The 26908-nt window shown below is 55.2% G+C and carries 16 protein-coding genes; 10 read left to right on the top strand and 6 right to left on the bottom strand.

What is annotated here, in order from left to right; translation table 11 throughout:
* The first annotated feature begins 92 nt into the window (after nt 1-92).
* The 4 genes from Mal52_RS27085 to Mal52_RS27070 all read left to right on the top strand — a co-directional run bounded on the left by Mal52_RS27085 (nt 93) and on the right by Mal52_RS27070 (nt 4963).
* Nucleotides 93-1532 (top strand): sulfatase family protein, encoded by a 1440-nt coding sequence (locus Mal52_RS27085; protein ID WP_197534492.1) that lies wholly within the window; start codon nt 93-95, stop codon nt 1530-1532.
* 681 nt (nt 1533-2213) lie between these two features.
* On the top strand, nt 2214-3284 hold the full coding sequence (locus tag Mal52_RS27080; protein ID WP_145379898.1) for a leucine-rich repeat domain-containing protein: 1071 nt from the start codon (nt 2214-2216) through the stop codon (nt 3282-3284).
* A gap of 37 nt (nt 3285-3321) precedes the next feature.
* Nucleotides 3322-4338, top strand: coding sequence for a leucine-rich repeat domain-containing protein (locus Mal52_RS27075; protein ID WP_145379897.1), 1017 nt, complete (start codon nt 3322-3324; stop codon nt 4336-4338).
* Nucleotides 4339-4516: 178 nt separating this feature from the next.
* Nucleotides 4517-4963, top strand: coding sequence for a GNAT family N-acetyltransferase (locus Mal52_RS27070; RefSeq protein WP_145379894.1), 447 nt, complete (start codon nt 4517-4519; stop codon nt 4961-4963).
* 29 nt (nt 4964-4992) lie between these two features.
* Here Mal52_RS27070 and Mal52_RS27065 read toward each other — a convergent pair whose 3' ends face one another.
* Nucleotides 4993-7437, bottom strand: a complete 2445-nt coding sequence (locus Mal52_RS27065) for a HEAT repeat domain-containing protein (RefSeq protein WP_145379892.1) — start codon at nt 7435-7437, stop codon at nt 4993-4995.
* Nucleotides 7438-7698: 261 nt separating this feature from the next.
* On the opposite strand from Mal52_RS27065, the gene Mal52_RS27060 reads away from it, so the two are divergent.
* Both Mal52_RS27060 and Mal52_RS27055 read left to right on the top strand, forming a co-directional pair.
* Nucleotides 7699-9297, top strand: a complete 1599-nt coding sequence (locus tag Mal52_RS27060; RefSeq protein WP_145379890.1) for an NAD(P)/FAD-dependent oxidoreductase — start codon at nt 7699-7701, stop codon at nt 9295-9297.
* Nucleotides 9298-9421: 124 nt separating this feature from the next.
* Nucleotides 9422-9931, top strand: a complete 510-nt coding sequence (locus Mal52_RS27055) for a hypothetical protein (RefSeq protein WP_145379888.1) — start codon at nt 9422-9424, stop codon at nt 9929-9931.
* 17 nt (nt 9932-9948) lie between these two features.
* Here the strand turns inward: Mal52_RS27055 and eat are convergent, their stop codons facing one another.
* From eat to Mal52_RS27040, 3 genes are all read right to left on the bottom strand, one after another.
* Nucleotides 9949-11430 (bottom strand): ethanolamine permease, encoded by a 1482-nt coding sequence (gene eat, locus Mal52_RS27050; RefSeq protein ID WP_145379887.1) that lies wholly within the window; start codon nt 11428-11430, stop codon nt 9949-9951.
* 155 nt (nt 11431-11585) lie between these two features.
* Entirely contained in the window at nt 11586-13025 is a 1440-nt protein-coding gene (locus tag Mal52_RS27045) for a hypothetical protein (RefSeq protein WP_145379885.1), read from the bottom strand.
* Nucleotides 13022-13879 (bottom strand): hypothetical protein, encoded by an 858-nt coding sequence (locus Mal52_RS27040; protein WP_145379883.1) that lies wholly within the window; start codon nt 13877-13879, stop codon nt 13022-13024. Before Mal52_RS27040 ends, Mal52_RS27045 begins: the two co-directional genes overlap by 4 nt.
* Nucleotides 13880-14295: 416 nt before the next feature.
* On the opposite strand from Mal52_RS27040, the gene Mal52_RS27035 reads away from it, so the two are divergent.
* Complete coding sequence (locus tag Mal52_RS27035; protein WP_145379881.1) at nt 14296-17664, top strand: efflux RND transporter permease subunit; 3369 nt, start codon at nt 14296-14298, stop codon at nt 17662-17664.
* 127 nt (nt 17665-17791) lie between these two features.
* On the top strand, nt 17792-18754 hold the full coding sequence (gene floA, locus Mal52_RS27030) for a flotillin-like protein FloA (RefSeq protein ID WP_145379879.1): 963 nt from the start codon (nt 17792-17794) through the stop codon (nt 18752-18754).
* Between the two features lie 214 nt (nt 18755-18968).
* Here the strand turns inward: floA and Mal52_RS27025 are convergent, their stop codons facing one another.
* Both Mal52_RS27025 and Mal52_RS27020 read right to left on the bottom strand, forming a co-directional pair.
* On the bottom strand, nt 18969-19664 hold the full coding sequence (locus Mal52_RS27025; RefSeq protein WP_145379877.1) for a hypothetical protein: 696 nt from the start codon (nt 19662-19664) through the stop codon (nt 18969-18971).
* Nucleotides 19665-19916: 252 nt separating this feature from the next.
* Nucleotides 19917-21215 (bottom strand): Gfo/Idh/MocA family protein, encoded by a 1299-nt coding sequence (locus Mal52_RS27020; protein WP_231962458.1) that lies wholly within the window; start codon nt 21213-21215, stop codon nt 19917-19919.
* Between the two features lie 369 nt (nt 21216-21584).
* On the opposite strand from Mal52_RS27020, the gene Mal52_RS27015 reads away from it, so the two are divergent.
* Nucleotides 21585-24794 (top strand): peptidase domain-containing ABC transporter, encoded by a 3210-nt coding sequence (locus tag Mal52_RS27015; RefSeq protein ID WP_145379873.1) that lies wholly within the window; start codon nt 21585-21587, stop codon nt 24792-24794.
* A gap of 247 nt (nt 24795-25041) precedes the next feature.
* Nucleotides 25042-26895, top strand: coding sequence for a WD40 repeat domain-containing protein (locus Mal52_RS27010; RefSeq protein ID WP_145379871.1), 1854 nt, complete (start codon nt 25042-25044; stop codon nt 26893-26895).
* The last annotated feature ends 13 nt before the right edge of the window (nt 26896-26908 follow it).

Genomic DNA, 26908 nt, shown 5'->3' with positions numbered 1-26908 from the left:
CCTGAATTCCAATACCTTGACCGATTGCCGTACGAAATCCGTATGATAATGGTTCCTTGCCACTTTTTAACGTTAATTGCCGGGAGCTCTTCATGTCGTTTCGCTGTATGGCAACTCTGTGCGTGTTGTTGCTGGGTGTTTCCTGCGATTTGCCAGCCGTCCCACCGAACGTTGTGCTTGTCATGTGCGACGATCTGGGTTGGGGGGATACCGGTTTTAACGGAAATACGGTGATCAAGACTCCGCACCTGGATGCGATGGCGCGGGCCGGTTTGAAGCTGAATCGATTTTATTCCGCAGCGCCGGTCTGTAGCCCCACACGGGGATCGGTGCTGACCGGGCGGCATCCGTACCGTTATGGAATCTTGACTGCCAACAGTGGTCACATGACACCACAGGAATTGACGTTGGCGGAACTGCTACGCGAACAGGGATACACCACCGGACATTTCGGCAAATGGCATTTGGGGACCATGACCAAAACGATTCGCGATTCCAATCGCGGAGGGCCGAAACATGTGGCACATTTTTCACCGCCACAGAACAACGGATTTGATCGTTGCTTCAGTACCGAGGCCAAAGTCCCCACGTTTGACCCGATGCTCAAACCGCACGGCAAGGCATCTGGCAAAGGCTGGAACTACCTGCAGGATCGCGCCGCTGCCGTTCCCTATGGGACGCGGTATTGGAATCAACGCGGCGAGGTCGTGACCGAGAATCTTGAAGGAGACGATGCGCGGGTCATTATGGATCGCGCGGTGCCGTTTATCACTCAAGCTGCCGAACAACAGAAACCGTTCTTCGTCGTCGTCTGGTTTCACACCCCGCACCTGCCAGTCGTTGCCGGTCCGGACCATGCCAAGTTGTATGCCGAGTACGATGACTTTCCACGGAACTATTACGGCTGCATCACGGCGATGGATGAACAAGTCGGGCGGTTGCGGCAGACTCTGCGGGATTTGAACGTGGCAGACAATACGTTGGTGACGTTTTGTTCCGACAACGGCCCGGAGGGTCAAGCGAAAACATCCCCCGGTTCGGCCGGTCCGTATCGCGGCCGCAAACGCGATTTGTACGAAGGGGGCGTCCGTGTGCCGGGGCTGATCGAATGGCCCGCAAAGATCGCCGCTGGCAGGGTGAGCGATTATCCAGCGGTCACCAGCGACTACCTGCCAACGATTTTGGAATTGCTCGGCGTACAAATCCCCACCGAGCGCGCGATCGACGGCGCAAGCCTGTTGCCGCTGATCGAAAAAAACGTCACCGAGCGACCCAGACCCATCGGTTTTCAACACCACGATGCATTGGCCTGGACGGACAATCGCTACAAGCTCATCAACAACACTCGAAAACGCAAGCGCGACTCGAACGGCAAACCACTCCGGCCACCGGTATTTGAATTGTACGACATCCTGGCCGATCCGGAGGAAGTCCACAACATCGCCGCTGAACATCCGGAAATCGTGGAGCGGATGCAAGCGGAGTTGCTGGCGTGGCAGGCATCGTGCAAACCGGTCGACAGTCGGCAGTAGAAGTGATACGGGAAGGTTGGTGGCGAGTTGGCGTGGAGGAATGTTGCTGGTTTAGCGGTCTCTCGAATTTTACGGTGGTCGGAGACCTTCGGTCATGAGGGTGCAGGGTCGGGAGATCCGCGCACAACATGTTTACGGCGGGGTGAGTGGTCGACAACCCACAAAATTGACTCCCGTTTTATGGGGGTTCTCGCTGCCGAGGCATTAGCCGTCAAGCTCCAACACGCAGAAAAGAAAGACTCACGCAAAGCCGCAAAGGCCGCTAAGGAGTGAACGGGAGAAATGAATGTATGAATGGCGGCTGTGTGGCGGGGGGGCATCGTTTTAAAAAATGTTCTGTCAGTTACGGCGCGATCTACGCAAACCGATGCTAACCACATCGACATCGCAAATCTCTTTGCGAGCTTTGCGGCTTTGCGTGAGGCTTTTTTATTAACAACGGCGGTTTCGAATCCACGTTCTGCGGGAGACCTGCGGTCGGCTGGGTGCGGGGTCAGGAGACCCGCGCACAACCAGTCTTTATCGGGAGGCCCGCGCACAACGCGTGATGCGGAGCGGTGAAGGGAGTGGCCAGGGAGGGGTGGGTGAAACGATTGGCGTGCCCAACACATTTGACATACAATCCAACCGCCGCAAGCCTGTCCCCTCAAGCCCCAAGCCGACTTTGCCAAAGGAAGCGCCATGGCAGACACAGCGACTCAATTGCCGAAGACGAAACGCCGCGCGCGCTGGCCATATTTTCTGGCCGCAGCAGCGGTGTTGGCGGTGATCAGCATCAAGTGGCTGGTGCCGATCGGCATGGAGCAACGGGCGCTTGCGGTGATTCGTGCGGAGTGTCCGAGAGTAGGGATCCAAATTCCATCAACAACTCCGCCCGCGCCACCACCCGGGGCATCCGCGCTCTCTCTCTTAACACATTCAACGTGGATGTTATCTGCAAGGAAATCTACGAATCTGGATGCCGATTATGTTGGTCCGGATTTTCTTAGAGAGTGGACGGGTCACGAATTTCTGCGGGTACGAATGATCGAGGGCTCGGCCGAAGATTTGCGTCCGGCGGCCGATCAGTTGCATTGGCTGCAAGACGTTGTCGATGTCGATTTGTTCGGCCTGGAGGACGAGGACGCCGCCTACATCGGGCAATTACCAAGGGTCAAGTCGTTGAACCTCCGCTCGCCATTTATCACAGATGCGGGTCTATCGAGGTTTGGTGAAATTACAAATTTGCGCAGGCTGATCCTGCCTCACGCCTACATCAATGGTCGCGGATTCAAGGCCTTCTCGTCTATGGAACAGTTGGAAGAATTGGACCTGACGAACACGCAGTTGAACGACGAAGGGCTAGGTTACGTTTGCAAGTTGAACGGACTCAAATCATTGCAATTTGTGGGCACACGCGTGACGGACGACGGTCTAGTCCACTTGAAGAATCTGCCGCGACTGGAATCGCTCATGCTCTTGGGGTTGCCCATTACAGACAACGGCTTAAAACATCTGTCGGATCTGAAGCAACTCAAAACGTTGAGCTTGTTGGAAACCAAGGTCACCGATGCCGGACTGCCCTATCTACTTACTCTCGACAACTTGGAAGACCTCGACCTGTCCGAAACCGCAGTGACGCTCGACGGCGTGCGGCAGTTACAGGTCCTCCACAACCTGTGCCGCCTACGACTGGGAGGCTTTGGGATGACCAATGCCCAACGCGACGAACTGCAACAAGCCTTGCCGGGCTGCGAAGTGACGCGTTATTGATTGGCGCCACACAGTGAATTCTTGCCAAGGGCAAAACATGGCAGGCATAGCGACTCAACTGCCGAAGACGAAACGCCGTGCGCGCTGGCCGTATTTGCTAGTTGTTGTCGCACTGTTGGCGGTGATCAGCGTGAAGTGGCTGGTGCCGATTGCGATGGAGCAGCGGGCGATCGCGGTGATTCGTGCGGAGTGTCCTCTGGTCAGCATCACAAATCCCGGGGGCACATCTCCACTATTGTTGCCCCCACCCCCACCGAAATCCACGAAAGACTCTCTCGAACTTTTAACCTCGTTTCATCAAACGACAACGTTAGGTACCGGGACTTTCGCAAATACGGAGTACATAGGCCCAGCAATTTTTCAGGAATGGACCGACCACGAATTGCTAAGGATCGAATTGATCGCCGGAGATGCCGAGAATTTACGGCCCGCCGCAGATAAATTGCACTGGCTGCAGCATGTCCGCAACGTTTGTTTCTACGATGCCAGCGATGAGGACATGAACTACATCCGGCAGTTCACGAATCTTGAATCGTTAACCCTGCTGAATCCCAGCATTACCGATGCGGGGCTGTCCCGCTTTGGTACGCTATCGAATCTACGGCGATTGAAAATACGCCAAGCTGAATTTCAAGGGAGTGGGTTGGCATCATTATCGAAGCTGAAGCAGCTGGAAGAATTGGAAATCACGCTCACGCCACTCACAGACCAGGGACTGAAATATATCGGTCAATCGAGCGGACTCAAATCGTTGCTGTTGATCGGAACCTCGGTGACCGGTGAGGGATTGAAACACTTGCAGGATATGAAAAACCTAGAAACGTTGAGCTTGGTGGGGACCGATATCACTGACGCGGGGCTCAAACATCTGCTCCCGCTGGCCAATTTGGAAGACCTTAATCTGTCGGAAACAGCAGTGACGTTCGACGGCGTGCGGCAGCTATACGTCCTCCACAATCTGCGCCGCCTGCGATTGGGAGGATTGGAACTTAGCGAAGCCCAACGCGACGAGCTCCAGCGAACCCTGCCGGGCTGCGAAGTGACGCGTTATTGATTGGCGCCGCCCAAACACCTACCATATCGCTCCGCTGTCACAAAGCGGTGGCCTAATTTGATGGTTAGGTGATCGCTGTTTCCCTTTGTATTTCGTGCCGTTCGCTGCTTTCGTGGTTCGTCTTTTCTGAGCAAACCTAAAATCGGCGACCGGCGCAATCATTCTGGATTTAAGTCGCATGGAACGCACAATTCGCCAATACGTCGATAAAGACTTAGAGGGTGTACTCTCCTCTTGGGAGGCAGCGACGCGGTTGGCGCATCCGTTTTTGACCGAGGAGTTCCTCGCCCAAGAACGGCACAACATTCCTAACATGTATCTACCGAACGCCGACACTTGGGTCGTTGAACAGGACGGCACCGTGATCGGATTCATCGCCCTGATCGGCAACGAAGTCGGCGCGATTTTCGTACAACCCGACTTCCACAGCACCGGCGCCGGCCGCGCCTTGATGGACCAAGCACGGGACTTACACAGTGTCCTCGAGGTCGAAGTCTTCCGCGCGAACGCCATCGGTCGTAAATTCTACGACAACTACGGCTTCCAACCCTTGAGCGAATCGGTACACGAACCCACGGGGCAGGAATTGTTACGGTTGAAGTACACAGCAGAACGGGCAGCTTGATCCGCCGTGATTAATAGCTTGGCGGGCCGCTAATTTTGTTCCATGTCGGAATTGATATCTTTAATCGCCTGTGCCGCGGCTTTGCGGACCGACTCGTCTTCGTCCGCATCATCGGCAATTTTTTGAAGATGGGGCAGGGCTGCTTTGGCATGTGCTCCCCTTTTGCCTAGGGCTTCACAAAAAGAGACTCGAAGTTCCGGCCCAAACGATTTGTATTTCTCCTTGGTGAGGTGGTCAATATGGTATTGGACTCGGTCCTTAATCGTTGATTCGATATCCTCTGGATCGGATTCGTTTGACCGACTGCCATAGGAATTCTCCTCCGATGAATCTTCATCGTTATCGTCAACACCCCAGGCTAGCCATTTTTCAGCTTCGCGCACTTTGATCAGGTTCATGTTGTCCAAACCGACAACAAAGAATCGCGTAGTTTTTCCTGTCTGCTCCGAACGCACACCATCAATAAATGCTTTCAATTCCGGCATGACTTGCTTTTGCATGTTCACATCCGGCAGTGGCTTGAGTTTCTCAATGCGTGTTTCGACTGTGGATTTGACACTCTGAAGTTTATTCAACAGGACTGTGCGCATATCCGTAGCGGCTTTTTCATCGCTAAACGTAAGAGCGGCTTCGTATCGAGCATTCGGTGAAAAGGTGCCGGACACGACAGCGTTTTCCGCACGTTTTAGCAGCCCGGTCATTTCATCGCCCAAGTACATAGCAGACACTCTACGTAGGAAGTCACGAATTTGATCGTCGGCGATAGCGACAAATACGATGTCGTGTGTCATATCAGCGGTGTTAAGCGTTGTGGCTAATGGTGAATCGGGTGACGCGTCTTGTTTTAGAACTTGCTGTATCACTTGTTCCGTTGGACCAGCGAATAGGATTGTATTTTCGTCTGGGAAATGAAGAAACAACTGACGTCCCAGCGGGCTATTGGGGTCAAGATTAAAATAAGATTGGCCATTAAACTGCAATTTGTTGATTTTGCTTTCTTGCCCCTTTGATTTTGTGAATTGCTCCACTAAACCTTCACCCGCATGCGGCGATTTGAGCTGCAGGACAACAGATACCGACGATCTTGAGATGTCCGGCCCGTCAGCCGGTTCGATGCTCGCGAAAACCTGAGCAATGTTTGACGGGTTCAGCCCGCTCTCTGATAAGTTGGGAAGAAGAGCCTGAAGCATGGGAAGGTACATTTTGACTTCAGTGTTGTTTTCCCAGACAGGTGACTGCATGGCTTGGTGCACGTTGATGGCAACGCCTAATGTGGCGTTTGGCAGCACGTATTTCAAATTGGCGGGTGACGAGAAACCGCGGGGATGGGATTTTTCATAATCCACTCGTGCTAGGAATCTCTTGCGGTCAGATTCTACAGCCGCGAGTTTTAACTTTGTAAAAGCCGCCATGGCATCTAGGCCGTCGATGCCATCAGTATTTGAACTTTGGATGTCGACTCGGCTGCCATTCTGGTCGGACTGAAGTCCGCTCAGTAATTTTTGGATCGCGAGTACTTCTTTTCTCAACTCCGCTGAAACGGGCGGATTATTTTCCCCCAGCGCAGTGGATACGACGGACAGACAATTCTGCGTCCATCCAGTAAAGGATGTATTCGCAGCGGTGGCAATTTCCGAATCAACGAATTGGCATGAGGCTTGTAATTCTAAATCTGGTGAAAGTGATCCGGCGAGAGACGCTTCTTGCAGTCCTTCAGGCAAGTTCCCTAGAAATTTCCCTGAAGTCATTCTCCCATAGATGTTAATAAAGGTGTTAATAATGTCCCTTTGCTTGTCGTCTATCGCCAACAGAAATGTTGCGTCGGGACCAAGATCAAGATCTGGAAGCTTCTCTGTAATTGGTGAAGTGACATCGGAATTCTCTGCGATGAATGCCTGCAGTATTTTTTCGTTGTTCACAACAACGGCGGTCCGTTTATCCGGGAAGTGAACGAACATCGCCTCTGAAAGATACTTTTTTGGATGAACGAAATAATAAGATGCGGCACCAATTGCTTTTTTCTGAATTGAATCGGGATCACCCGCAAGTCCCCAAAATTGTTCGATGGTTTCAATATCAGCATGAGCTTCTTTGAAGTGCGCAACCAATGCGACCGGAATTTTAGTCGTGGCATCTTCTGGTCTAAACCCCACACTCAAGACGATACGGTTGATATTCTCTGGCCGGATGTCTCCTCCAAAATCACCAGACTTCAGATCCATTTGCGCGTAGCTGAAAGCCTCTAAGAATGAATCAGACCATTTCAAGTGTTGGGGATGATCCTCCCACACCGGTGACTCGTGTATCTGCCGTACATTGATCACCGCGGCAAATATCGCGTCTGGTAGAACGTATCTGGTATCCACGCCAACTTGCTGTATGGAATCGTCCTTGTCGCTACCGCCACCGCCACCACACCCGATGAGGGGCGAAATCACTACCAACAGACTCGCAGTCAGATAAAATGAACGCATTGAATCTCTCTTCTGTCAATTGTCAATCACATGATCGGCTTTGAATGCAACCGTTTCCGGGCGCTAGGCCCGAAGTTGTCAATCGCCTGTAAGCGATACTGTCGCCGTTCACGATAGATCGCCAGATTCCGATTTACAAGAAAATTCACCTTCCAATAGCTTGGTGCATTTGAAATCGTCGGCTAGATTCGCGACAACCGAATCGGGAAGAATCCACTTTCTCCGTCGCAAAAATTGTCCGTCCACCCGAAATGTCCGCCAATGTCCCTGAAAATCACCAATCTCCGTCTCCCTGTCGAGGCTCCTGAAGAATCGCTCCGTAGTGCGGCGGCGGAATTGTTGGGGGTGGGCGATGAGGAGATTCGCCAGTGGCGGATTTTGCGGAAAAGCTTGGATGCGCGGTCGCGAAATCGGATGGAGTTTGTGTATTCGACCGTCGTGGACTTGGCGGACGAAACGGCGCTGTTGGCGCGGCAAAGCGGCGGGGAAGCGGTGACGCAGTTCAGCGATCCGGTCTTCGTCGAGCCATCGTCGGGGCCGGAACCGTTGCCGCAGCGGCCGGTGGTCGTGGGGTCGGGGCCGGCTGGATTGTTGGCCGGGTATTATTTGGCACAGCGGGGTTATTGCCCGATCATTTTAGAACGGGGCCAAGCGGTCAAACCGCGCGTGAAAGCGATTCGCGATTTCGATTCCGGGGGCGCGTTTGATCGCGAGAACAATTACCTGTTCGGCGAAGGGGGAGCGGGGACGTTCAGCGATGGGAAACTGACCTGTCGCATGAGCGGGCCGGATGTCGATTGGGTGTTGGAGCAACTTGTGGAGTGCGGCGGCAAGCCGTCGATCCGCTACGAACACCGCCCCCACCTGGGAAGCAACCGGCTGCCGATGTTGGTGCGCAACTTTCGCCGCAAGATCGAAGCCCTGGGAGGTGAATATCGTTTCGGTTGCCAGATGGAGGGGCTGGACATCAACGACGGTGTTGTTCGCGGCCTGCAAACTTCGAGCGGCTATTTACCGACGCGGGCGGTCGTGTTGGGCATCGGGCATAGCGCGCGGGATAGCTATCACATGTTGCACGAACTGGGCGTGCCAATGCGTGCCAAGGCGTTTCAATTGGGACTGCGAATCGAACAACCGCAGGACCAAATCAATCGCCGCAAATACGGCAAGGAATCATACTACGACCTGCTCGGTGCTGCCGATTACAATCTCGTCGCCCGCGGCCAAAAGGATCTGTTTACGTTCTGCATGTGCGCGGGTGGCTCGATTATTCCCAGCGTGTCGGAACCGGAGATGTTCTGTACCAACGGCATGAGCAATTCTCGGCACGACACACCCTTCGCCAACAGCGGACTGGTCGTCACGCTTGAGCCTGAGGAAATGGGGAGCAACCATCCACTGGCCGGCGTCGAAGTGCAGCGTAAGTACGAAGCAATCGCCTATGAGATTGGCCGTCGCGATTATCTCTGCCCGGTGCAAACCGCGGAGGATTTTTTAGCCGACCGTCGCCCACACGGCCGCCCGCCGGTCTGTTCCTACCAGCGCGGCTCTGTCTCGGCCAACCTGTCGGAAGTCCTCCCCCCGGTGATCCTCAAAGCCGTCCGCAGCGGGCTAAAAGTGATGGACAAAAAATGGCGCGGCCAGTTCCTGGAAAACGCCGTGCTGGTCGGCCCCGAAATGCGCGGTAGCTCTCCCGTGCGTATCGACCGAGATCGCGAGAGTTACCAAACCCCAGGCATCGCCGGCCTCTATCCCGCCGGCGAGGGAGCAGGGTATGCCGGTGGAATCATCAGCGCCGCTGTCGATGGTTTGCGGTGTGCGAAGGCCATCGTGTCGCAGTTTGCGGTCTTGGAGAAGTGATTTTTTGTCTGTATGCTAGGAATCACGGTAATTGTGGCTTCTTGTTGGCTGCGCCGTCTCTGGTTGCCTTCTCAATCGCGGAAACCAGAAACAAAAATGATTCTTCGCAATGGATGAGCCCGCGATGAAACGGATCGCTAGTGGTTGCCTTGTCGCGATTTGTGTTTACGAGGTTCTAGCCATTTCGGTCGCAATACATGTTCACCGTAGTAACCAAGCACGCGCGGACTCGGCGGTTGATAACGCACTGCGACTGGCTAACATTCCCAGAACGGATTCCGTCGAACTTGTTGAGCACATTGACACGTATACAAAAGGAATTGCCATTCCTCCAGGTGGCGCCGACGGAACCCGTGAAGTGGTATTGAGAATCCCAGTGGAGGAAGCGAAGAGAATTCTTTCGAGTGCGCCTCCTGATGGATATGGTCGATGGCTGAAGCAGAAGCCTCAAGGCCTTCGCCGATGGAAATCACTTGAGAAGTGGTTTTTGCCACTGCGTAACCATAAGGGTGAACCTCATTTCGCTCTGATCATCCGCGGGCCGCTCAGCCCAGAGGGAAAAATCTCCAATTGTGACCTCATTGTCGTTGATGTCCAACGTGGCCTCTTTGGTTATTATCGGCGGGACATGTAGCAAAGCGTCTTCGATCGCTAATGCGACAATTCATGTTCCGCTTGAGCAATCAGAGCGTCCTCTTCTTCCGGGGCTTGGGCGACGAGGTGATGCCGGCTGTAGAGGAAGAAATACACAATCCCCACGAACACAAAGATCGCCACCCCCCACACACCGGGGCGGGCCGCTTTGTCATCGAAGGTGGCCAGCAGTGCGATCAGCGACAGCACCAATCCCACCACGGCTCCGGGAATACCCAACGGGCTGCGATAGGGACGCGGCATGTTCGGACGGGTGATGCGGAGTTTAATAAAACTGAGCATGACCATCGCGTAAGAAATCACGGCGCCGAAGACCGCCATGCTCAGCAGCGACTTGCCGACCAAACTGTCGTCGCCGGCGAATTGAATCACTACGGCGCAAGCAAAACCTATCCCGGCCCCCAGTATGATGGCGACATACGGAGTATGGTTTTTCCCGGTGAGTGACATCCACCGTGGAAAATAGCCGGCGCGGGACAGGGCAAACAACACGCGCCCGTAGGCGTAGATGATGCCGTGAAAACTGGCGATCAGACCGGTTAGGGATACGAGCGTCAAAAGCCGCATCCCGGCACCAATTCCGAAGACTTCGCTCAACCCGTCCGCCAAAGGAGCTTCCGATTCCGAAAATTCCTGCGGATTGGAAATGACTCCGGTATTAAGAACCAGCGTGCACATTGACAGGATGAGCAACGTCAACATCCCCCAAATCAATGCTTTGGGCATGTCGTTGACGGCATCGTGGGCTTCCTCCGCAGCGAGTGGGAGTTGTTCGATCGCTAAGTAGAACCACATGGCCGCAGGTAATGCCGCAAAAATATGCCAAGTCCCCGAAGGCAGCCACGAAGATGCTTTTGTCTCGTGGGGAGTGAATCTTTGCAAATTCTCCCAACTGAATGCACCGGACGACACAGCGCTGATATAAAACATAATCAAAACTGCCGCAGCGATACCGGTGATCAACAAGCCGATTTTCAACGTCAATTCCACGCCACGAATATTAACGGCCACGAAGACCGCATAAAACAAAAACCACCAGAAAAAGGTGATCCCATCCGGCGGCGTGCTGTCGCCGAACACGAGTTTGTTGACGTACCCGCCGATACCGACAACGATCACAGCTGGTGTGATCACGTATTCGATCGTGTCAGTCAGGCCACAAATAAATCCGCCCGTTGGACCAAAGGCATTGCGGGTGAATGAGAAAAATCCCCCTGCATGCGGCAGCGCAGCAGAGAGTTCGGCAATCGTGAACACGATGCAAACATACATGGCGGCCATCAAAACCGTAGCAATCGCCAGTGCTTTAAACCCTTGCGCCAAACCAAATTGCCAGCCGTAATAATCGCCGGAAATAACCGCTCCCACCCCCAAGGCCCACAACAAAATCCACCCCGCCGATTTGCGCAGCTTGCGGTTTTGCAGATACTCGTCGCCGACTTGATCGTAACTGACAACGCCCGGTTTCTTGGTGTCCATGCAACTTCCTTCGTGTTTTGTATCGTTGACGCATTGTGGCAAGTCACCGCAAATGCGTCCAGCAACTTTAGGCGTGAGGCGTGAGGGGACAGGCATGAGGGCTGGGCGAGCGAAGCTTTTTTTCTGGCCACCGGCCACTGGCCACTCTCAACCACCTACTCATCTCCACTCCACTGTCCGGCCATGAACAATATGGCGACCGGTGTGAGTTGCATAAGAAAGCGGTGGCTGGAGCCGCCGATGTGTTCTTCGACCGGCGTGGGAGCGATCATTCCGACGACCAATAGGGCTGCCAATGCGCCTAGTAAGTCGCCCAGCAATAACAGCTGCTCCGGGCGGAGTGCGCGGCGCGGTTGTGTCGTTCCAGCGATGAGCAATCCCCACCACTGCAGGCCCATGGTGGTCACCTGCAGGAACATGGCGCCGAGCATGTGTGGCACGGACCACGACAGCGTGCCGAGTCCCGCGACGAGCGTCGCCAAGTTCACTCGCCCGCTATAATTCATCTCCGTCGTCGTCGGCAGTCGCCCACGGTAGAGGAACCATGGGGCAGCTATGAGTAACGTTGTGACGGCATAGAGACCCGTCCAGCCCAGCGCGGTTTTTAGGGCAGCGAGTTTTTGATTCTCCGGTCCCCAGGCCATTACCGCGACCAACAGATACAACAGGCCACCATCGATGAGCGCCAGCGCGATTCCTTCGTCCTTGGTGAAAAGTGTCATTGCCGCGGCCACGGCGGCCAGAATCAATGGGCGCGGTTCACTGATCTTTTCTTGTCGCCGTGTACGTAACCAACTCCACAGATAGAGCAGGCTGACGCCGTGATAGCAGGCGATGGGGGCATCGGCTTGAGCGGAGAGGAACCCGTAATCGTTGAATGCCAGAATGGGCACGGTGGCTAAGACCAATGTCCATAGCCAGGCGGTAGCGACCCGCAGATGACGTTGCAGTACCCCAGCAAATGTGAGCACCATGCCGAGAGACATCAGCGGAAAGAGCAACTTAGCCCAGCGGTCGTCAGCGCGTCCCAACAAGGCATAGATGTGTTGTTCGGCCAACGGAATCAGCAGTGGATAGCGGGGGTGATATTGGACGAAATCGGGGTGCAACAGGTCAGCGCTTTGCAGTTGGGCGTCCTCGTACAACACGATCGATTTCAATCCAAAGATCGCCCGTTCATCCCACAACCGCTGCGGCGTTAATAATGTTTGGCCCATTAGCGAAACAAACAACAACACAACAATCGTCGCGGCGAAACGGACCCAGGCGGATTGGTCGTCGTTACCGAGCGGAGCAGGGCGGGGGGTGCGGCTGAGTCCCCAAGCGACGATTCCAGCCAGGCAACCCAAGACTCCCCAACCGATGCTCGTCGATCGCGCCAACGGACCGCCGGCAAGTCCCCACAGGAATTGCACGTAGCTCGTCCCGGCAATTCCCAGCACGATACCCAACCCGATCAATTCCGCCCGGCTCGTCAGCCATCCGGCCTGTGAAGACGGTCTCCAAATGCGGCGGCCGAGAATCAACGTGGCGAGTGCGGCGCCGAAGAGCCATTGGCCGATCAGGCCCAAGAGTAACAAACCCCAACCAATCACGGCGTCCCCTCCGTTGGATAGGGACGCAAAATAACCTGAATCTTGGGCCGCTTAGTGGTGATTTGTCCCTGACCCAGAAACTTGAGCCATTCCGGATCTTCTCGAACCCGGGCAGGATCGACAAACGCGTCGCCTTCAAAGTATTCGAGCACGTAGTCTGGTTGCAATTCGTCGAGGTATTGGGGCGGCAAGTCCGCACGCGTATAAGCAGCCAATTGGCGTTTCCCTTGAGCCAGCGGAATTACGAATTCACTGTCGGGATGCATCGGGTGATACAACCGCCGCGGCAACAGGTAATAGGACAGGAAGAACAATTTTTGGTCGCTGAGTACTAGAATTTTTGCATCCGGGGGTGTCGCCTCTTCGAGGTAGCGAATCACCAGATAGTTGGTATCGCTGAGGTTCGGCAACGACGTCTGTCCAGAATGCAGCCCATAGCTCTGCCAATCGCGCATCCGCTGCACGATGCTTTCCCCAAATTGCGACATGGCAATGATCAACCATGCTGCCACAAATCCTCGAATCAGCCACGTTTGACGTGAGTCGCGCGGCTTCTCACTTGCCGAGGTTGCCGCTTGAAAACCGCGTCCGGCGGCGGACAAAAATGGGGCCAGCCGATGCAGTTGAAAGAGTGCCAACAAAGCCGCAATCACTGCCAGGGGCGCCGCCCAGCGCAATGATCCCCACAGGGCTTCGGTGAAAGCTTTGGTAGCGGCAAACTCATCCGGCCCGCCTGTCACTCTCTCGGCCGCAGCCTGCTGCCGCACTTCCAACGGTGTGTACCATGCATCAAACGACAACCAAGCCGCTCCGCACAGCAAGACAGCCAGGAAGATTTTCAAACCACGTAGCATGCGATGGTCGTTGGCAAAAGAGACAAAAGGGAAAGGCACAACAATCCGCCCATCTTCGACGAGGATCAGCGTCTGTCAAGTTTGCCTGAGGGCATGGTGGCGAAATGCAACGTGACATACAGCACAAAATGCCCAAAATCGACCAATCAATTTGGAGTGCCGGAAGGACATGACCCTGAAGGGGTTTGTTACCATAGCCTAGGGTAAGCGGCAAAGCCGCGCCACCCTAGGAAAAGATTTGCGGAATTTTACCAATTCTGGAAAAGCATCCATTCCCGGCAATTCGCCAATGTTGTCACGACGCAGGGGCGTCTATAATGAGACGGCAGGTAACCGGGGGCGGCGTCCTGAAATCGGGGCAGCTCGCGCGAACATCTCAATGATTGGATTCAACGGCCGAGGGCAGTAGCGACCTTATGTCCATTCCCAGTTTCAGCGTCAAAAACCCGGTTTTGGTCAATATGATCATGATCGTGGTTTTGGTGGCGGGCGGGATCTTCTCGATCACTTTGACTCGGGAAATGTTTCCCGAATCCCGGCCCAACAAGCTCTTAATCAGTACCCTGCATCCCGGCGTGCAGCCCGAAGAGATCGAGCGGGCGATCACGATCAAGGTCGAAGAGGCGGTCCGCGATATCGACGGAGTCGAAAAGGTCGAATCGACGGTCTCAGAAAGCTTGTCGATGACGTCGGTCACGCTCTACAGCCAAGTCAAAGACGTCGATCGAGTGCTGCAGGAGGTCAAGGTCGAGGTCGATGCGATCCAAGACCTGCCGGACGATGCCGAAAAAACAGTTGTCCGCAAAATGGAACCCAAACTGCCGGTGATCAGTGTTGCCATTTTTGGCGACGGCGGCGAAAAAATCCTCAAACGCGAAGCCCGCAAAATTCGGGATGACTTGTTGTTGCTGCCCGGTGTCAGCGATGTAGAAGTTTCCGGAACGCGGGACGACGAAATCAGCGTCGAAATCCGCCCCGAGCGATTGCGGCAATACGACATCACCTTCGATGAAGTTGCTGATGCGATTCGCCAAACCAATCGCGATGTTTCCGGCGGCGAATTGGAAAGCAATCGCACGTTGATGACGCTGCGCACGCTTGGCGAAGAACGGGAAGGGGAGGATCTGCTCGACATCGTCGTGCGAAGTACACCCGACGGCCGCAAGATCTTGCTGTCGGATGTTGCCGTGGTGATCGATGAATTCATCGAGTCGGATCTGGAGTGCTATTTCAACGGCAAACCGTCGGCCAGCTGCATCGTATTTAAAACGGCCGACCAGGATGCGATCCAAATCGCGCGGATGGTCAAAGCCTATGTCGCCGGCAAGGAACGCGATCCGGATTTTGATCCTTATGGATTCCGCAAAGCCTATAACGAGGTTTGGTATTGGAAACCGCTGGCCTTGGTGGGTTCGTCGTTGGAATGGTTTATGGACAGGGCGATGGGTCGTCCCGATTTGCAGGAGGTGTACGAAACCAGTGCCTCGGAGCCGATTGATGGCAACTTCCAACTCGGCCTGCATAGCGACTTGGCTCGATTCGTCGAGGGGCGATTGGACCTGATGACCCGCAACGGCAAGTCCGGGTTGTTTTTGGTCCTACTCTCGCTCGTGTTGTTTTTGAATTGGCGTGTGGCGTTTTGGGCGGCAATCGGCTTGCCCATTTCGTTCATGGGCACATTCATCATGATGTGGGCGTTTGGCGAGACATTGAACCTGATCAGTATGATGGGGCTGATTGTTGTCTTGGGAATTATCGTCGACGATGCGATTGTGATCGGCGAGAATATTTATCGGCATGTCGAAGAGGGCATGCCGCCCCGCCAAGCGGCGATCGTCGGAGCCGAAGAGGTCATGTGGCCGGTCACGGTCGCCATTCTGACCACGATCGGCGCGTTTGCACCGCTACTGTTTATCACGGGGCAAATCGGCGATTTTATGGGTGTGCTGCCGATGGTGGTCTTGTGTGCCCTGAGCGTTTCATTGTGCGAAGCATTGGTGATTCTTCCGGCGCACTTGTCCCATATTCCGCCGCACCGCAGCGATGCGGAAAAAGACGATCAACAACAGGTGGGCAGGATTCGCAGATTTTTTCACTGGCTCGGCGCCGTGCAAGAAAAAACGATCATGCGGGCGATCAACGCAACCTATGAACGGTTGCTGCGGTTCACACTGCGTTGGCGTTACGTCACGCTAACCGTCGCGCTCGCTCTCGTCATCGCCTCGTTCGGCCTGATCGCCGGCGGCATTGTCGAGATCGTCATGGTGCAAGAAATGGATAGCGAGACGATCATTGCCGGTGTAGAGATGCCGGTCGGAACGCCGGCCGCTACGACCAAAAAACGGCTCAACGAATTGACGCAATATGCCGTCTCGTTGCCGGAGGTCGTCAATGTGCAATCCTTCGTGGCGCTGCAAATTGACTTCACCGGCGCCGGTGCGGTGGGGGACTTCAGCCAACCGCATTTGGCACAGTTGATTATCGAACTGCAACCGGCCGAACTGCGCAACCGCTCCAGTGACCAGATTCTGGACGAATTGCGCGGTGTCTCGGAAAAACTTTCAGGCGTGAATTCCGTCACTTGGGAAGCGATGAGCGGCGGGCCCGGCGGCAAGGATATCGAACTCCGTATCGCCGGCGATGATTTTGAGGAGTTGAAAGTCGTCTCTGGAAAACTCAAAGCGCAGTTGGCGACCTATAAAGGGGTTTACGGATTAGACGACAACCATGACCGGGGCAAACGTGAAGTCCGCGTCGAAATGCGCGATGCGGGACGGCCGACTGGAATTCAGGAAACGTTGTTGGGCAGTCATGTCCGCAGCGCGTTTTACGGGCGCGAGGTGCGGCGGATTACGCGGGATCGGGAAGACGTCAAAATTATGGTCCGCTATCCCAAGTCCTTTCGCTATAACATCTACAATTTAGAATCGATGTGGATTCCCACCCCGGCAACGACCGGCAACCGGGGGTGGGTTCCGGTCAACGAAGTGGCGCGGCTCACCGAAGGGGAGAGTTTCACATCGATTCATCGCAGCCAGCAGACACGCTCGATTACGGTAATCGGGCAAATCAACGACGAACAGGGCAATTCACGAGATATTATGGCGGATGTGCGTCGGTGGTTTTCGACTGAGTTGCGCAAAGAACATCCTCAGGTCCGGCTGGAAGAATTGGGAAAAGGGGAAGAATTCCGCAAAGCGATGGGCAGTCTGTGGATCGGCGGGCTTGTGTCGTTGTTGTTGATTTACATGATGCTCGCCGGGCTATTTCGGGCTTATTTGCAACCGATTGTCGTGATGGCGGCCATTCCCTTTGGCGTGTTGGGCGCGATCATCGGACACTGGGTGACGGGCAATCCGCTCACCATTTTGAGCTTTATCGGCTGCGTGGCCCTGACCGGAATTGTGGTCAACGACTCGCTGGTTCTGGTCGATTTCATCAATCGCCGTGTGAAACTGGGCATGACACCGTTTGAGGCAAATGTCGCCGGCGCGAAATTGCGGCTCCGTGCCATCCTGCTGACCACATTGACCACGGTGGCTGGATTGATGCCTTTGATGTTCGAAACCAGTTTCCAGGCCAAATTCCTGATTCCCTTGGCCGTGACGCTCACATTTGGGCTGGCATTTGCCACCGGTTTGACGTTAGTCATCGTGCCGTCGTTGAATATGGTCTACATGGACTTCACGCAAATCGTCGGTCGCCGCAAACCGGATGATCCTGAGGAGAATGACGAGCAACAAACCAGGGAGCTGGCGACCGCATCGCTCGACAGGGAGCTTTAAAACCTGGACTTTTCCGTGCGACTGGTGGAATTGCAAATCGCTAGGTAATCTCGTAAGTTGTTAGGATCTTCGGCCCGGCGGGAATCGCCGCCGACGCTGATAACTTGGTCATACGGAGACGAGCAAAATGGACGACCCTCAATTCTTGATCATGGCGGCGGTTTTCCTCATCGGAGGGCTGCTCTTTTTGGTCGTCGCTTTCGTAGGGATCAAATATTTCAATATCTGGCTACGGGCCTTCGTCACGCGGACCGGCATCGGCATCTTGCAACTGATCGGCATGTCGCTGCAAAAAGTCAACGCGATGGTGATCGTCGAGTCCAAGATTATGGCGGTGCAATCAGGACTGCCCCCGATCGATACGCGGGCACTTTCTGCCCACTATTTGGCTCAAGGCAACGTCCGCCGCGTCATTCAGTCGTTAATTGTGGCCCACCGTGCCAAAATCGATTTGGACTGGGATACGGCCGCCGCCATCGACTTGGCCGGCCGGAACGTTTTGGATGCCGTGCAAACCTCCGTCGACCCCAAGGTGATTGATTGCCCCGACCCCCGTCGCGGCTCGGGCCGGACAACTCTCGATGGTGTCGCTAAAGATGGGATTCAACTCAAAGCCCGCGCACGCGTCACCGTGCGGACCAATCTCGCACAACTCGTCGGCGGGGCCACGGAAGAAACCGTCATCGCCCGTGTGGGTGAAGGGATCGTCTCAGCGATCGGCTCGTCTGATAGCCATAAAGACGTGTTGGCCAACCCCATGCTGATTGCCAAAGCAGTATTGGATCGCAGTTTGGACTCCCAAACCGCCTACGAGATCGTGTCGATTGATATCGCCGACGTCGACGTGGGTGAAAACGTCGGTGCCCGGTTGCAGGCGGATCAGGCCGAGGCGGATGTCCGCGTCGCCCGTGCTCGTGCCGAAGAACGTCGCGCCCAAGCCGTAGCCACCGAGCAAGAGATGAAAGCGCTCACCCAGGAAAACCGCGCCAAGGTCGTTTTGGCCGAAGCGGATGTTCCCAAGGCGATCGCAACGGCCTACCGTTCCGGAAACCTGCGAACGAAGAAGGCGATTGCCAGCAACGGCCAATAACCTCCGGCGATCGAGTCAACCATTCATTTAGCGACGGCGTTGGGTGCCACTGGCGGCTCGTCCGCCAGTGTCGTACCGGGTTGGGGTGTCCCTGTTCAGCGGCGTCGGTCTCTGTTTGCACTGGCGGACGAGCCGCCTGTGGCACCCCAAATCGGGATGAACGAATCCTTTTTGCAGCGCTGAATTGCTTGGCGTGTTGCGATTTGCCATGCCGTTACAATAGCTCGCCGGTCCATTCAGGCAATTCGTCCAGATACTCGGCGCAACAGCCGTTTAGCCAGATGTAATCATCTTTGATTTTCTTGACCTCCACGATTCGCGCCGTTACGACTCCATAAATTAATCCGCCCAGTAGCAGGATGATTCCAAGCGGGATCATGGCCACCGCATATTCTGACTCATCGACCAGCGCAATACCTGTGACCAGCAGGGCAATTCCCAACAGGGACAACGCCCAACTGATTAAGATGGCCCGCTGTCGCCGTGCAAACCATTCCTCGCTCAACCCAACGTAAATGGTCGCCGTCTTGCGCACGATGAGTGCGGCAATCACGTAGACGATCATGTTGCAAACCACAATCAACGCATACCACCCCGGATGATGCCACGACAGTTTACGTTTGAGGTAGCGGGTAGATGGCTGATTGCTTTTGACGCACCGATTTGGCATTTCAGCGGTTTTGTGCATGACGAGAGTTTTCTTACCCTCACGCCACATGCTGCCGGTCGGTGTGCCAAAATCCTCCCCGCAATTTGGACAACTCATGCTGCCAACCGGAGAAGCCACACCGCACATCGGGCACAACAAAAGGTCGACGACCGCATCGCGTTGCGATTGCTCACGCGTTGTTTCAATAGACGACTCTTCAACCACTTCTTGCGAGGCGATGCCGATCGCGCGACGACACATCGGGCACCGTCCATCCGCCGAAAGATTCACACGCGTCTGGCAGTGAGGACATTCGGTATTCATGGTTTGAGTTTCTGATTCGCCAAAGTCAGTGAACGAAATCTTTGTTTCAAAACCTCGATTCAATCAAATCGCAACACGAATTCGCAGAAATAGATTTTTCTATTTGCAAGCTTTGCGTCTTGGCGTGAGGTATTTTCATGTAGCCGATTGGTTGTCCTTAACGATTGATGTCACACACCCGACAGTCGCTTAGGCATCAATCGTATACGGTTTGCGTTGCTCGCGGCTGAGCATCGAAGTCGCTTCGGCGTCGCCGACGAAGTCCTCTTTTTGGGGATCCCAGGTCAATTCACGGTCCAGGATCATCGCAATATTGGCCAGATGGCACGCACTGACCGAGCGGTGGTGTGTGTAGACGTCGGAGATCGGCAGTTCGCGGCTTTTGATGCAGTCGAAGAAGTTCTGCATGTGCCCCGCGATTCGCATGTTGCGGTACAGTTTTTCGACTTCGCCGTTGAGCCAGTCGGTTTCCTCTTTGCTCGCGGCAATTTCATCGACTGGTTTCCCAGTGAGTCCGCCGCGATTCACGCGGATTTTTCCCTTGTCGCCGGTGATGACCAATTCGTTGCCACCACTGGTCAGTTGGATTTGATGTCCGCCCTCGAAGTCCATCAGGCAGTCAAAACTTTTGGCGACGTTGTAACAGTCCTTCTGTTTATTGAATGTTCCTTTTCCAGAAATCTTGGTCGGGCCGGTCTCATCCAATCCCAAGGCCCACAGGGCGATGTCGGTGTGATGTACGCCCCAGTCGGTGACCTGCCCGCCGGAGTATTCCTGCCACCACCGAAAATTGTGATGCGTCCGCTCTGCCATGTACCCGGTTTCCGGGGCTTGGCCTTGCCACATTTCCCAATCCAAATTCGCCGGCGGTTTGGTCACCTGAAACGGCCCCCCGCTCGATGCTTCGCCAACCGAAGACAGCGCGTGCAGCTTGTCGCCCAAACGACCGCTACGGGCAATCGCGACCGCTTTGAGAAAGCGTTGCTCATTTTCACTGCGTTGTTGCGTACCGACCTGGAAGACCTTACCGGTCTCTTTGACGACGCGGCAGATTTGTTTGCCTTCGTCGATCGTGAGCGTCAGTGGTTTTTCGCAATAGACATCCTTACCGGCACGCATGGCGTCGATGGAGATTTTTACGTGCCAATGATCGGGAGTGCCGACCGTCACCGCATCAATGTCTTTGCGATCCAACAGTTTGCGGTAATCAGTATAGGTCGCGCAGTTCCCGTCGATCCCCGCGGCGAACCTCTCCGCATGCTGGCTATCGACATCGCAACACGCAACCATGTTTCCCAATCCAGCCGCTCTCCGTCCGTTTCCCGATCCCCGTCCACCCACGCCAATCGCAGCCACATTGATGCGTTCGTTTGGACCGTCGGCGGCAAAAACAGCGCTGGTCCAAAGATAAGGAGCCGCGATGCCTGCAGCGGCAACTCCTGTAGAACTTTTTAAGAAGTCACGGCGGGATGTCGAATGGTGGCGCACAATCGGTACTCCTGAATTGACGGAACGGCCAATCCCACAATGGGGGTCATGGCAGAAATAGCGGCGGAGTCCAGCAAACATCGGTCACTCACGAGCGACGCTTTCCGGCATTCTCTAAAACTAGTTTCAAACCCCTCTGGCGCATCTCGCTGACACCCCAATATCAACATGTCAAACAAGCGCAACCGGGTTTTGAAACAGACTCTAGCGTACCCGGGTCTGCGATTGCGGTCCAGCGTCTACTGGAAAACACCCGGTTTGGGATCTTTTATTGTTTATGTAGTCGATCTTCGCATGCGGGACGTTTACACTGGCAGTTTCATTTTCACGACATTGATGTCACATCTGCGGCCCGGTTAGGAAAACTGAATGAACGTCGATCAATTGGAAACCTGCTTGAGGAACTGCAGTTGCTTTTCGTTACTCTCCGACGAAGAACTGGCCGCCATCCGCGACCAAGCGGATATCCGGCACTATAAACTCGGGCAGGTTGTTTTTCGGCAAGGAGACGTGGGCGACCGGATGTACGTCGTCTACTCTGGAAAAGTCCGTGTGCTCCACGAAGAGAACGGCGACGAACTCCCCTTAAATACGCTGTTCGACGGCGATCACTTTGGCGAAATGTCATTGGTCAGCAACGCGCCGCGCAACGCCACAATTCGTTCCGCGGCCGACAGCACGCTGATCAGCATCCCGGCCGAAGCTGTGCAAAGTCTCCTGGAGAAAAACGGCGAACTGCGGCAATATTTTGACCGATATGCGGATCGGTTGCAGCTGTGGAATTTCGTCAAAGTGGTGGGACAACTCGGCACGCAACTCAAACCGCCGCAACTGCGAGAACTGGTGGATCAGTTTCAATCGCAAGACTTTCCCGCAGAAGAGTCGATCCTCACCGCTGGGGAAGTTCCCGAACATTTCTATTTGATTCAATCGGGCCGTGTGAACGTCGTCAAAGAAGGGGAAGTCCAGACAACGTTGACGTCGGGAGATACCTTCGGCGGCAGCGCGTTGGTCGAGCGGCCGCCGGTGGGCAGCTATTTCACATTTCAATCAGACGGACCGGTCTCGATGCTAACGTTGGCCGCTGCCGACTTTTGCCGACTGCTGGACGATGTGCCGCAGGTACGGACCTACTTCGAAGAGCGCGCCGCACATACCCGCGCGGATGACGCGGCCGAACACTTTGACACGGTGACCACTCAGGTGCGGGATGCAGCGATCGCCAAGGAAAATGCTGCGACATCCACCACCGAATCGGAGGACATCGTCGAACCAACCGCCCCGCCCGCAGCGATGGTCCCGGTCACAGCGACGGAGATGCCCGCTGACGAGGAGGTTGCGACCGGTGAACATGTCCCGACTCCGCCCTCAACAGGCCTGGGCGGATTTTGGCGGCGGTACCAGTTTCCGTATATCCCCCAACACGAGGAGGTTGATTGCGGAGCCGCCTCGCTGGCCATGATCACAGCGCATCACGGACGTCCCGTCGGCGTCAGCCGGTTGCGCGACTTGGCCGGTGTGAGCACCATGGGGGCGTCGCTAACACAATTGATCCATGCCGCCCACGAAGTCGGCTACGAAACACGAAGTTTGAAGCTCACCGCGGATCGGCTGCCGAAACTGCAATTGCCGGCCGTCCTCTTTTGGCAGGGCTACCACTACGTGGTGCTGTACGCATTGAATGAGAAATATGCGTACATTGCCGACCCCGCGATGGGCAAGTACCGGGTCACGCTGGAAGAGCTGGAAACGCAATTCAGCGGCTTCGCGCTGGAGGTGACTCCCACGGCAGCCGCGGAGCGAATTCGCACCAAGCCCAAAGCTGCGCGGCGGTTAACCAACTTAATGAAGAGCAACTTGAAGACGCTGGGTGTGATCCTGGCGATATCATTGTTATTGCAAATCGTTGGTCTGGCTGCGCCGTTATTCACGAAATACATCATCGATTCGGTACTGATGCCCTCCGATGCCGGTCCCCCAGACGGCACCGCGCCTCCTGGAAGTCTGCTGTCACTAAATTGGCTGGCAGCGGGGTTGGTAATAGTTTCCGTATTTGGGATCGGCATGACGATGTTGCGGGGCCTAGTCGCCGTCCGCTTGAGCCAAAAACTCGACCGCACCATGTTGCACGAGTTTTACGAACATTTGCTGCAGCTACCCACGCGGTTTTTCAAGCTGCGGCGGACGGGCGATATCGTGGCCCGCTTTGGCGATAACGAAAATGTGCGCGAGCTATTCACCGCCGGCACCATGACGGTTGTGCTCGATTCGTTGATGGTGGTTGTTTATTTCGTGGTGATGTTCATGCTCAATGCCCGTTTGGCGGCCGTGGTCTTAGCATTCGTCCCCGTCTTCGTGGCCTTCACTTTAATCGTCAGCCCGATCATGAAGTTAATGCATCGCCGGTTGATGGAAGACGGGGCCGCCCATGAATCCAACCTCATCGAAAGCATCGGTGGGATCGACATGGTCAAAGCCATGGCTGTCGAAGAGCCGATGCAGAAAAAATGGGAGCTCCTGTTTGAGAAATACTTGAAATCGCAGTATCGCAGCGAAAAACTAGGAGAAACTTTCGGCGCAATCGACGGCGCCATTGGTGTGTTCAGTAACGTGGCGCTGCTGTGGTATGGACTGACATTGGTCCAGCGCAATGAATTGACTTTGGGCGATTTCATGGCCTTCAACATGCTGGCCGGACAAGTTATCGGACCGCTCTCGAGTGTCATCGGACTGTGGGATCAACTGCAACAAGCTCGCGTCTCCTTGGAGCGGTTGAGCGACGTACTCGACAACGACCCCGAACCGCAGCCGCCGCCGGAAGAACGCGTCTATCCCAAAGTCATTCGGGGTCGCGTCAAATTCGACCGCGTCTTTTTCCACTACGGCACCAAAGGGGCGCCGTATGTATTGCGAAACCTGTCCTTCGAAGCAGCGCCGGGACAACGCATCGCCATCGTCGGGCGCAGCGGCTCGGGCAAAACAACCCTGGCCCGCTTGCTCTTGGGGCTGTATCAACCGACCGAAGGGACGATCACCATCGATGATTGGAACCTGGAACGGATCGACTTGGGCACATTGAGAAAGCAGATCGGGTTCGTGCTGCAAGAAAACCTGCTGTTCAGCGGCACGATTCTGGAAAACATTGCCTTAGGCGATGACAACCCAGACCGGCAGCAAGTGGAGGAAGCAGCCACGTTGGCCGGGGCGCACGATTTTATCCGCGCGATGCCGCTGGGCTACGACATGGTCGTTGGCGAGTTCGGCTTAACGCTTTCCGGCGGGCAACGTCAGCGGATCAGCATCGCGCGGGCCTTGTATCGCAATCCGCGAATTGTGGTGATGGACGAAGCGACCAGCGCGCTGGACAGTTTGAGCGAACGCGAGATCCAAAAAAACCTCGACGCGATTTTGGCCGACCGCACCTCGTTCATCATCGCGCACAAAATCGCCACCGTCCGCGACGCCGACCAAATCCTCGTACTGCACGACGGGGCGATCGTTGAAACGGGAACGCACGACGAACTGATCGCCAAACGCGGCACCTATTACTACTTGGCAGCGCAGCAACTCAATTTGTAATTTGCTCCGGTGAGATTACGGGCTGTTTCAACGACCACACGCAAATCCCAAACCGACCGCTTGCGGTCGTTCCCGACGTCGCATACGAACACAGACACCAATGTCATCCGCATACACCTAGGCATTCGCTAGGCATTTCTCCAGGAATGCCATAGCAATGTCCCCTAAAGTGAGTAAACTTTGCGGTGTGCCACACCAGCACCGTGCTCGTAATCGAGACCGTTTCTTCTCAACAGGGGGCTGAGCGATGAAGACGTATCTTTGTGCGATGTTTCGTCAACAGGTTTGGGTGTTGTTGCTCGCGGTGCTCGTTTCAGTGAGCATCACCGGTTGCGGCGGCGCTGACGAGGACGCGACGACGACACCGGCGACTGAGAGTTCGTCCAACAACCAGGCTCCGCTGCCAGCCAAAGCCGATGCGTCAAGCGACGCAGAACCTTCCCCACCGGCAGGAGAGCCTTTTGAACCGTTGGAACTTCTCAGCACCATGGTCCTGCAGGAATATAGTCTTGGCGCGTTCACCTTTGCGCCGGATAGTACAACGTTTGTGACCGGTGGCGGAGAGCCTAAGGTTTGGAGAATTGGTGACGAAGAGCCGCTACATATCTTTGAGGGTCTGTACCCGCTCACCGGCACAATCGTCGAGGCCGACACATTGGCGATTTCTGCCAACGGCAAGTTGTTGGCGATCGGCGGCGGTGACGGACTGGTGCACCTATTTGATTTTGAAAACAACGAATTATTGCACTCGATCGAGGCGAATGAGGCCGGGATTGTTTCGGTCGCCTTTTCGCAGGATGGGAAGAGACTGGTCTCCTCCGGCTACGATGGGCTCGTCAAGACCTGGGATACGGAAACAGCTGAACCGCTGGCGGTGATCAATACGGAATCACAAAAAGCGGTCCGGTCCGACATCACACCGGACGGCAAAACCGTACTCTCGGCGGGGGATGAAGTCTTCTTGTGGAATGCCGAATCGGGTGATCAGCTCGGCGCGTTGGGACTGTCGGAGCCGCGGGCCGTTTTTGTCCGCGAAGCCAAATTCACAGCAGATGGCAAGCAGGTCGTGACGGCCGACTTAACCGTCGATTTTGAAAACGCCGCCCTGGTGTGGGCGGTCGACACGCGCAAAATCATCGCCACGTTGAAACATGAATTCGGCGTCGGAGCGGTCAGCTTTTCTCCTGATGGAAAATTGTTGGCGACCGGTGATATGGACACCCAAGCGCAGATTTGGGACATTGCCGCTCAAAAATCACTGCAGACAATTATCGAAGAAGGAAACACCGTCGACGAGGTCGCTTGGTCGCCCGACGGTAAGTTGCTAGCGATCGTCAGCGACGGAACGATTCGCTTCTACGGTCGCCCCGGCACGATCAAAACATCCGCCGCCAAACCACAGGATTCATCCACCGAACCACCGCTCGAAGCGGACACAGTCGGGGTACCGACAGACGAGCCTGAGACTCCCGCCCCGCCGACGGTGAAACTGCCCGAGGCGGCCACGATGGAGCAACTTGTGGCCATGCTCGACTTAAAGAAATTTCCCCGCATCGAAGGGGGAGACTATCAAACGACAGAGAAAAACAACATCGGCTACCTCGCCCCGCTGACGATTCCTGAGGCCCGAGAATTCTATCGCGAAAAACTCTCCGCAGCGGGTTGGCAAGAACGCGAACAGTCTGTCGCAGCGCTCGACACGGATCAATCCTGGCTGCGGATTTACGAAAAAGAGGGGTATCTCCTGCGGCTGTACTTCAACACATTGGGCGATTCGGTGGAGGGGCAAAAAACATCCGTCGAGTTCCTGCACATGGGCAACATCGACACCCGCAAGCTCCCCGCCCCGGCGGGAGGCGAAGCTACGTTTGAAACACCCGAGTTCACCTCCTACACCACCGACATCGACCCGGACGAGGCCCTCGAAAATTGTCGCCGCCAGATCACGGCACTGGGTTGGAAGGAAGAGAGCGTCCAGAAATCAAATTTCGGCGCTGCGATCACGTTCGTTCAAAACGCCATCACACTCACCGCCCGCATCCAACCGGGAACCGGAGGCCAAACACTGGTGATGTACGACGTCGCAGCGCATGCCAAATGAAGCAATTGCCTGC

The organism is Symmachiella dynata, assembly GCF_007747995.1.
GTDB lineage: Bacteria > Planctomycetota > Planctomycetia > Planctomycetales > Planctomycetaceae > Symmachiella > Symmachiella dynata.
Note: the sequence above shows the minus strand (reverse complement) of the source record. Positions and strands in the feature narration are given on the sequence as shown.

Excerpts from the sequence above, each read along its gene's own strand:
- Mal52_RS27085 (WP_197534492.1), top strand. The coding sequence starts at position 93 with ATGTCGTTTCGCTGTATGGCAACTCTGTGCGTGTTGTTGCTGGGTGTT.
- Mal52_RS27080 (WP_145379898.1), top strand. The coding sequence starts at position 2,214 with ATGGCAGACACAGCGACTCAATTGCCGAAGACGAAACGCCGCGCGCGC.
- Mal52_RS27075 (WP_145379897.1), top strand. The coding sequence starts at position 3,322 with ATGGCAGGCATAGCGACTCAACTGCCGAAGACGAAACGCCGTGCGCGC.
- Mal52_RS27070 (WP_145379894.1), top strand. The coding sequence starts at position 4,517 with ATGGAACGCACAATTCGCCAATACGTCGATAAAGACTTAGAGGGTGTA.
- Mal52_RS27065 (WP_145379892.1), bottom strand. The coding sequence starts at position 7,437 with ATGCGTTCATTTTATCTGACTGCGAGTCTGTTGGTAGTGATTTCGCCC.
- Mal52_RS27060 (WP_145379890.1), top strand. The coding sequence starts at position 7,699 with ATGTCCCTGAAAATCACCAATCTCCGTCTCCCTGTCGAGGCTCCTGAA.
- Mal52_RS27055 (WP_145379888.1), top strand. The coding sequence starts at position 9,422 with ATGAAACGGATCGCTAGTGGTTGCCTTGTCGCGATTTGTGTTTACGAG.
- eat (WP_145379887.1), bottom strand. The coding sequence starts at position 11,430 with ATGGACACCAAGAAACCGGGCGTTGTCAGTTACGATCAAGTCGGCGAC.
- Mal52_RS27040 (WP_145379883.1), bottom strand. The coding sequence starts at position 13,879 with ATGCTACGTGGTTTGAAAATCTTCCTGGCTGTCTTGCTGTGCGGAGCG.
- Mal52_RS27035 (WP_145379881.1), top strand. The coding sequence starts at position 14,296 with ATGTCCATTCCCAGTTTCAGCGTCAAAAACCCGGTTTTGGTCAATATG.
- floA (WP_145379879.1), top strand. The coding sequence starts at position 17,792 with ATGGACGACCCTCAATTCTTGATCATGGCGGCGGTTTTCCTCATCGGA.
- Mal52_RS27025 (WP_145379877.1), bottom strand. The coding sequence starts at position 19,664 with ATGTGTCGTCGCGCGATCGGCATCGCCTCGCAAGAAGTGGTTGAAGAG.
- Mal52_RS27015 (WP_145379873.1), top strand. The coding sequence starts at position 21,585 with ATGAACGTCGATCAATTGGAAACCTGCTTGAGGAACTGCAGTTGCTTT.
- Mal52_RS27010 (WP_145379871.1), top strand. The coding sequence starts at position 25,042 with ATGAAGACGTATCTTTGTGCGATGTTTCGTCAACAGGTTTGGGTGTTG.